Origin of the sequence: Natrialba aegyptia DSM 13077 (assembly GCF_000337535.1) — an archaeon.
In the GTDB taxonomy this organism is placed as follows: domain Archaea; phylum Halobacteriota; class Halobacteria; order Halobacteriales; family Natrialbaceae; genus Natrialba; species Natrialba aegyptia.
The window spans coordinates 1-6,734 of sequence record NZ_AOIP01000018.1 but is presented as its reverse complement, the minus strand read 5'-3'; the positions used below and the strand labels follow the sequence as shown (position 1 = coordinate 6,734).

The 6,734-nt window shown below is 61.6% G+C and carries 7 protein-coding genes; 2 read left to right on the top strand and 5 right to left on the bottom strand.

Features of this window, described 5'->3' with window-relative positions; all coding sequences use genetic code 11:
• Positions 1-177 precede the first annotated feature (177 nt).
• Positions 178-567 carry a hypothetical protein gene (locus C480_RS08995; RefSeq protein WP_006665298.1) on the bottom strand — a complete coding sequence of 130 codons (390 nt, stop codon included), beginning with the start codon at positions 565-567 and terminating at the stop codon, positions 178-180.
• Positions 568-743: 176 nt separating this feature from the next.
• Here C480_RS08995 and C480_RS08990 point away from each other — a divergent pair, with 176 nt between their 5' ends.
• Complete coding sequence (locus tag C480_RS08990) at positions 744-1,073, top strand: DUF5783 family protein (RefSeq protein WP_006665297.1); 330 nt, start codon at positions 744-746, stop codon at positions 1,071-1,073.
• A gap of 59 nt (positions 1,074-1,132) precedes the next feature.
• Positions 1,133-1,492, top strand: coding sequence for a NifU family protein (locus tag C480_RS08985; protein ID WP_006665296.1), 360 nt, complete (start codon positions 1,133-1,135; stop codon positions 1,490-1,492).
• Between the two features lie 104 nt (positions 1,493-1,596).
• Here the strand turns inward: C480_RS08985 and C480_RS08980 are convergent, their stop codons facing one another.
• The 4 genes from C480_RS08980 to C480_RS08965 all read right to left on the bottom strand — a co-directional run.
• Positions 1,597-2,502, bottom strand: coding sequence for a ketopantoate reductase family protein (locus C480_RS08980; protein ID WP_006665295.1), 906 nt, complete (start codon positions 2,500-2,502; stop codon positions 1,597-1,599).
• Between the two features lie 38 nt (positions 2,503-2,540).
• Positions 2,541-2,840, bottom strand: coding sequence for a DUF7130 family rubredoxin-like protein (locus C480_RS08975; protein ID WP_006665294.1), 300 nt, complete (start codon positions 2,838-2,840; stop codon positions 2,541-2,543).
• Positions 2,841-3,101: 261 nt separating this feature from the next.
• A complete protein-coding gene (locus tag C480_RS08970) occupies positions 3,102-3,314 on the bottom strand; it encodes a hypothetical protein (protein WP_006665293.1) in 213 nt (70 codons plus the stop codon).
• 422 nt (positions 3,315-3,736) lie between these two features.
• The coding region (locus C480_RS08965; protein ID WP_006665292.1) for a DNA polymerase II large subunit at positions 3,737-6,734 on the bottom strand (2,998 nt) is incomplete at its 5' end.

Here is a 6,734-nt window from a genome sequence, read left to right as displayed (position 1 = left end):
CGTATCGGACACCGCTGACGCGGTGTCCTTGTCCTCTTTGATTCGACAGCCACAGCTGAGCGGTATCAACAATCTCCTACAGAAGAGCGTATGGAGTTTATGAGATAAAGGTTCCCTGCTGATACGACTCAGAGTCGGCGGTCAGCGGTTACACCGGACCCGAGCCGTCACGCACAATCAGCCCGATGGCGACCGGTTCTCCGGGACGAAATCCGAAAACGAGATCTTGCCCAGCGTCTCCATCACTTCGATCGGGTCCGACGGCCGCTCGACCGAGTCGTGAACTCGATGCATACACTCTAGCAAGCCGCTGACTGCAGCACTCCGGTTTGAGACACGAGCAATCGCCTCGGAAACCGTACGATCACCGAGCAAGTACCGATAGCGAAGTTCCCAGTACCCACAGAGTCCAAAGCCAGGATGAGACTGCGCCGCTTCCGTCCGATTAGCCACCAACACGATCGACGACTGACCGTGATGGTACACGAACCGACCGTCACCGTACTCGGTCGGCCCCCAATCCGGCGGGAGTTTCTCCCAGGGAATGGGGTGCGTATCAAGTGGCATAGTCGACAGTGTCGCCACTGAATAAGGAGTTCGTTCCGCTTGCGTACGCACGCCGCCTTCTAGGGACCGCCTACAATATCAACCGCTGAGAGTATAGTCTTCGTCACAACGACCATCGCGAATACCGACCCGGGACAACCGTCCGACTTTTGTCCTCACTCGCGTTCGGATACGATATGGCAGACACGAACACCGAGTTCGACCCCGAAAAGTTCGAGGACAAGTACGCGAACTACTTTCCCGAACTCCAGCAAGCCTACAAGAACGCGTTCAACCGGATGAACGACCGCTACGACTCCGAACTCGTCCACGCAATCGACCAGCAGGTGTTAAACGAAAGCGAACCCTTCTACGAGGGCGACGGCGAGTTCCGCGTCGAACTACCCGACGACCCCTACGACCGACTTACCGGCACTATCGTCGAACGGGACCGATTCGAAGACGTTCTAGACAGCCACGTCGATGCCATCGAAACCGAACTCGAACGCGTCTTCGGATTCGCCTGAGCGGCGCGACGATGGGGACCGACGGAAGGTTTAGGGAGGCTCAGCCCTAACGGCGAGATATGAGTACCGAAACCCAAGGCGGAGACGACCTCGAAGACCGCGTCGCGAACTTCCTGCGACGGAACTTCCCACAGATCCAGATGCACGGCGGGAGTGCGGCGATTCAGGATCTCGACCGTGAAACGGGTGAAGTTTCGATTGCCCTCGGCGGTGCCTGCAGTGGCTGCGGGATTTCGCCGATGACGATTCAGGCGATCAAGAGCCGGATGGTCAAAGAGATCCCCGAAATTGAGCAGGTCAACGCCCAGACCGGAATGGGCGGTGGCGACGACATGGGCGGTGGCATGAGCCCGTCGTTCCCCGGCGAAACCGTCGACGACGACGGCGAGGCCGACGAAGGTCCCGAAGCGCCGTTCTAATCGGGTCACGACCAGTTTCTGCGTGTCGTAAGCGTATTGCCCTTCTCACCGTTGCTGCGGGTCGCTCTTCATCCATAGAGTCTCTCCGATCCTTCTATTGCCTTCTATCGAAGCCCACACCCGTGCTCCCACGTTTCAAGCAACGCAGTGAGCGTCCGATTCGTCGGTACCGAAACGCCCAGTTCGTCGGCGCGCTCGACCACGTAGCCGTTGATCGCATCGATTTCCGTCCGCCGGCCCGCACGGACGTCCTGCGCCATCGAAGACGAGTTCAGTTCGGTCTGTCGTGCCACGCGAGTCATCGTCTCGACGGCCGTCTCGTCCGGGAGGGAAACGCCGTCAGCCCGGGCGACCCGAGCCGTCTCCCGAGCGGCTGTTCGGGCGAGTTCAGTAGCAGGATCGGCGAGAACGGCCTCGTTTTTCGTTCCGGTGAGCGCCGTTAGCGGATTGATACCGGCGTTAACAGCGAGTTTCCGCCAGAGTCGGGTCGGCATATCGCTCGCAACGGTCGTTTCGAGCGGGCTCAGCGCGAACGCCTCGCCGATTCGGTCGGCAAGTGGGGTCGATCCACCCGATCGCGGGCCGAGAGTAACCTCTCCCAGTCCGGTGCACTCGACGACGCCGGGCTCGCGCAATAGCGCCCCGTAGGTTGCCGTTCCGGCCAAGACGGGAACGTCAAGCCGGCCCGCGAGCGTCGCCTCGTTTCCCATCCCGTTTTGGAGCGAGAGCACGGCGTCGAACGAGCCGGACGCGAGCGCAGCGGCGGCTGCTGCCGTGTCGAAGGATTTGACCGTCACGACCCCGAGTTCAGCGGCGAGTTCGGTTCCGTCCGTGACCGCCGCGGGAGCGACGGTCTCGCTGAACTCGCCCGCGAGTTGCAGGCCGTCCGTTCGTACCGCGCTCGCGTGCGGGTCGCGGGCAACGAGGGTCACCTCGTGTGCGTCGGGCTGTGCAAGGAGTCCACCGACGAGACTCCCGAGACTCCCGGCTCCGAAGACCACGATCTCCATACCGGCCCGTCGCGCCACACGCGATAAAAACGCTCGTCTCAGTCCTCGGTCCAGTAGTACAGGTCCTCGCGCTCGGTGCCACAGGATGGACACCGCTCCGGTAGTTCGCTGTCGAGTTCGTCCATCGCCCCGCACTCGAGACAGCGCCACATCAGATGGGCCTCGCCGAACTCGTGGCCGGAGCGGACGTGTTCAATGCTCAGCCCCTCGATACCGTCTCGAATCGTCACGTAGAATCCTTCCTCGTCGAAGCCGCGAATGCGACCGACGGGGGATCCATCTTCGCTGTAGACGGTGGTGCCGAAGCCGAGCCGAGGATTTTGTTGTTCTTCACTCATGTGGGTTGCTACCACTCGGAGGCGTATAAACCCAGTTCCGTACGAAGACGCCCTGAATATCCGGTTTACGAGAAATACTCGTCTCAGGGGGCGTTCGACATAAACCAATTATGGCGATACAAAATAGGGGGCCGAAGACGGGCACGTCAGAAATAATCGCTTGGTCTTCGGTATCGCAGCAGGGAGTAGTGCGATTTCGGTCTGCAGTCTCGGTGCTGAAATCGAAAACGGAGGTTCGGGAAGAAGGGATCTTATTGGCCGTCAATCGGCGAGGTAATAGGAGTTATAGAACAGCAGCAGGCCGATGAATGCAGCGACGAATGCCACTGTTGCAATCGCGTATGCGACAATTCCCTCAACACCTACGATGGATACGACCGTTAGCGTTGCTATTCCAGCGATGAAGAAGGCACCGACGAGGAATAAGACGTTGCCGAGGTAAGGGGGTTCATCGGCCGTTTCGTTGGGAACCATATTCAGGATACGCGCTATTTAGTTATAGTGTTTCTGTCACTATCTTTTAAGTAACGCTGTCTAATACTGTACTACCGGTACGTAGCGGGTGTTTGAGACCCCGTTCCGAATAACGAACCACGCTACTATCGCGACTACGATTCACCTTCTTATGCGGTTCATGGCGCGTTCAGCAAACTGCACACGTCCTTCTACGCGTGGGTGAAGACCCACACGCTCCAATTCGTATGGGATTGCCGCGAAGAGTGTCTCTGTCTCCTCACTCAGTTCCCACTATCTGCTGCGGTTTCGAATTTCCAGTCGCGCACGATCGCTAGACGAACTGTGAATACTACCACAATACAGCGGGTATTTCGAGGAACACGAGTTCGAGAGTGAGAGGATGAGAGGGTGTGAGTGTGAGAGGCGTGGTTTGCGACCGGCTACATGAAGTCCTCGATACCCGACTGTTTGTTCTTGTCGTTCTCGAAAACACTCTCGAGTGACTTCTCGAGGACCTCCAGACGCTGTTTCGTGTAATCGCGGCAGTCGTACTCCTCTGCGACCTGGATCGCCGTCTGCATGTACTTGTTAACCGAGCCCTCGTGGACGGTGAGGTTGACCCGCCCACCGCATTCACGACAGTCCCCGGTGAGGGGCATGCGGCGGAACTTCTCGCCGCAGTCGAGACAGCGCGTCTCCTGCCGAGAAAACGCCCGCAGATTCCCGATCAGGTCCGGCAGAAAGTGATACTCGATGACCCGCTCTGCAACGTCGGTTTCGTCGACGGCCGCTAGTTTCCGCGAGAGTTCGAGTTGGGCGTCCATCTTGTCCATCATCGAGCCCAGGGTCTTGTACGCCGAGAGGTCGGGACCCATCGCGATGTTCGACGTGTCGTGGGTGTGGGAGAAGCCGGTGTACTCCCCGTCGGTCCCCAGCGTGTCCTCGCCGATCTGGATATCGACCGACTCGGGATCGGCCTGCTCCAGCGTCGCAAGGTAGAACTCGCGGGGGTACTGCGAGACGATGTCCATGTTGTGGGCTTCGTCGTCGATCTCGGCGGGATCGATGCGCGAGGACATGACGAGGGGGGCGTCCATGCGCCCGCCGCGCTTGTCGGGAAGGAAACTCCGACTGAAGTTGAGCAGTCCGTCCATGAGAAGCATGACGCAGTCTTCGTCCCCGTCACAATTGCGCCGTTTCGCGGCGTGAAAGTACGGGTGTGCGTATCCAACTGCGGCGCTCGTGAATCCGATCACTCTTCCGACAGTCGCGGCACTCGTGTGGGGTGCCATGCCGAAGACGAGTTCGCCGACGAGTTCGTCGCGGTCCTCGAATTCGTAGAACGGCTCAAGGCCGTAATATTGCTCGAGGAGGTCGTCGATGAAGTCGGCGGTCTTGAGCATGTGCTCGGCCGCGCCGTCGGAGAGGACGATATCCTGAACGTTGAGTTCGACCAGTTGGTCCTCGTGCGTGAGCGGATCGCCGTGGACGTCCTCCGTGTACCCGAGCGCCTGCAGTTGCCCGACATCGATGTCGAGTTCGCTCGCGCGGACGGACGTGACCGGGAGGTCGGTCATGTCGTAGCGGACGGTGCCGTCCTTGAACGCCGACACGTCGTGTTTGGCCCGGAGAATCCCCTTCTCGATGGGTTCTGGAATCTTGGTCGACGAGGTGAGTCCCTTGACGCCCTTGAGGATCTCGAAGGCGTTCTCTCGCTCGCCGACGGATTCGAGAGCGCTTCTGAACTCGTCGTTGATATCGATCTCGCGGGGTTCGACGCAGGTGCCGTCGACTTCACAGCGGCCGCACTCGACGCGTCCAGCCTCGTCGGGCTCGAGCGATTGGTCGCAGTCCGGACAGCGGTAGTCCGGTTCGGTCCGGGTCTCACAGTCCGGACAGCGGTTCTTGAACGTCTCCGTGCCGCAGTTCGGACACTGCTGGCGGCCGATCTGCAGTTCGACGACGCCGGGTGTATCCGACATCGTCTCGGCGTGTTTGGCCGCGTCGGCGACGTTTCGCTGCGCGCCGCCGGCCTCGCCGATCGGAAACAGGGTGTGGACCGGCGGGCTCAGGTCTCGGCGCTCCGACTTCTCCGGGCGGCCCATCCGGTTGCCGATCCGGGTCGGCGCGCGCTCGCGGATGTCGACGGGAGCGACCTCGTTGACCGCCTCGATGGCGTTCGCGCCGTCGGGTTCGTCCTCGTGACTCCAGGTCCGCGCGCGCTCTGAAAGGTCGGCGTCGGTCCAGGTGCGTTCGAGTTCGATCGCGGTCGCGGCGTCCGTCTCGGCCGACGCCGGATCAGTGACCGGCCCATCGCCGCTCGCCGCCGACCGCGAGGCCCCGTCGGTCGCCGTCCGACGGATCTCACAGCCGAGCGAGCGCGCGAGCGGCCGCCACTCGTCGATCTCGATCCGGTCCTCGCGCTGGCGATGCTCGATGACGATCGTCTCGAGCGCGTCGCAAACGGCGTCGCTGAACTCGAGGACGAGCGTGTCGTCGGCGTCGGCGTCGGTGTCGTTGCTGTCGTCGTTCCCGCCAGCCCCAGCGTCGCCCTCGCTCTCGACTCGTCCCGCTGCCACCGCTTTCGCGAGCGTACAGAAATCCGCGACGGCGAGATCGTGCCAGAGATACGTGTACTCGGGATGTAACGGCGCGTCGAAGTCGGTGGCCCACGCGAGGGCCTCCTCAGGATCGGGATGCTCGAGATCGACACGCGGATCGTCCTCGAGCGCCTGTACGTCCGCGCCGGCGGCTTCGAGGTCCTGAATCCACCACTCGGGCGTATAGGAGGCGGGTGCGAGCGGGTGGTTGTTCTCGATGAACTCGCCATAGTTGACGAGGTATTCGCCGAGATCGAGGATCTTCTCGACGCCGTTTCTGATCTCCTTGGCCGCCGCCGGATCGTCGATCTGGCGGACATCGCCGTTTGCGAGTTTCACGGTCGGTCCTTCGATGGAGTCGACGGGGACGACGCCGGCGGCCTTGCCGGGCCGTTCGGTCTTGATCTGCGTCCCGGTCGCGAGGAAGTCGTCGACGAGGTGCATCGCGGCGGGGTGGACGCCGGCGGTCGCGAAGCCGTGGTTGCGCGAGCGGCCGTAGCGAAGGCGAAAGCCACCTTTCGCACAGGGATGGGAGAAGACCGGGCGGCCGGCGATCAGGTCCCGAAGGAACTTCTTCGATTCACCGACCCGCGGAGGACCCGCTGGACCGTCCACGTCGTCCGATTCGTCCCCGTCGGCGTTCGCTGTGCCTTCGTCGTCTTCGGCGGGTTCGTCGTCCGTCGCGCCGTCAGCCCCCTCACTCTCGTCCTCATCGCCGGCTTCGTCTTCGGTGCCCGCGTCGGCGTCGTCGCTCGTAGCCGCGTAATTGCCGTCGATGAGATCCTGGAGCCACGGCCAGTCGATCTCGTCGAGGTTTCGCGTGTAGCGCTGGATCTTC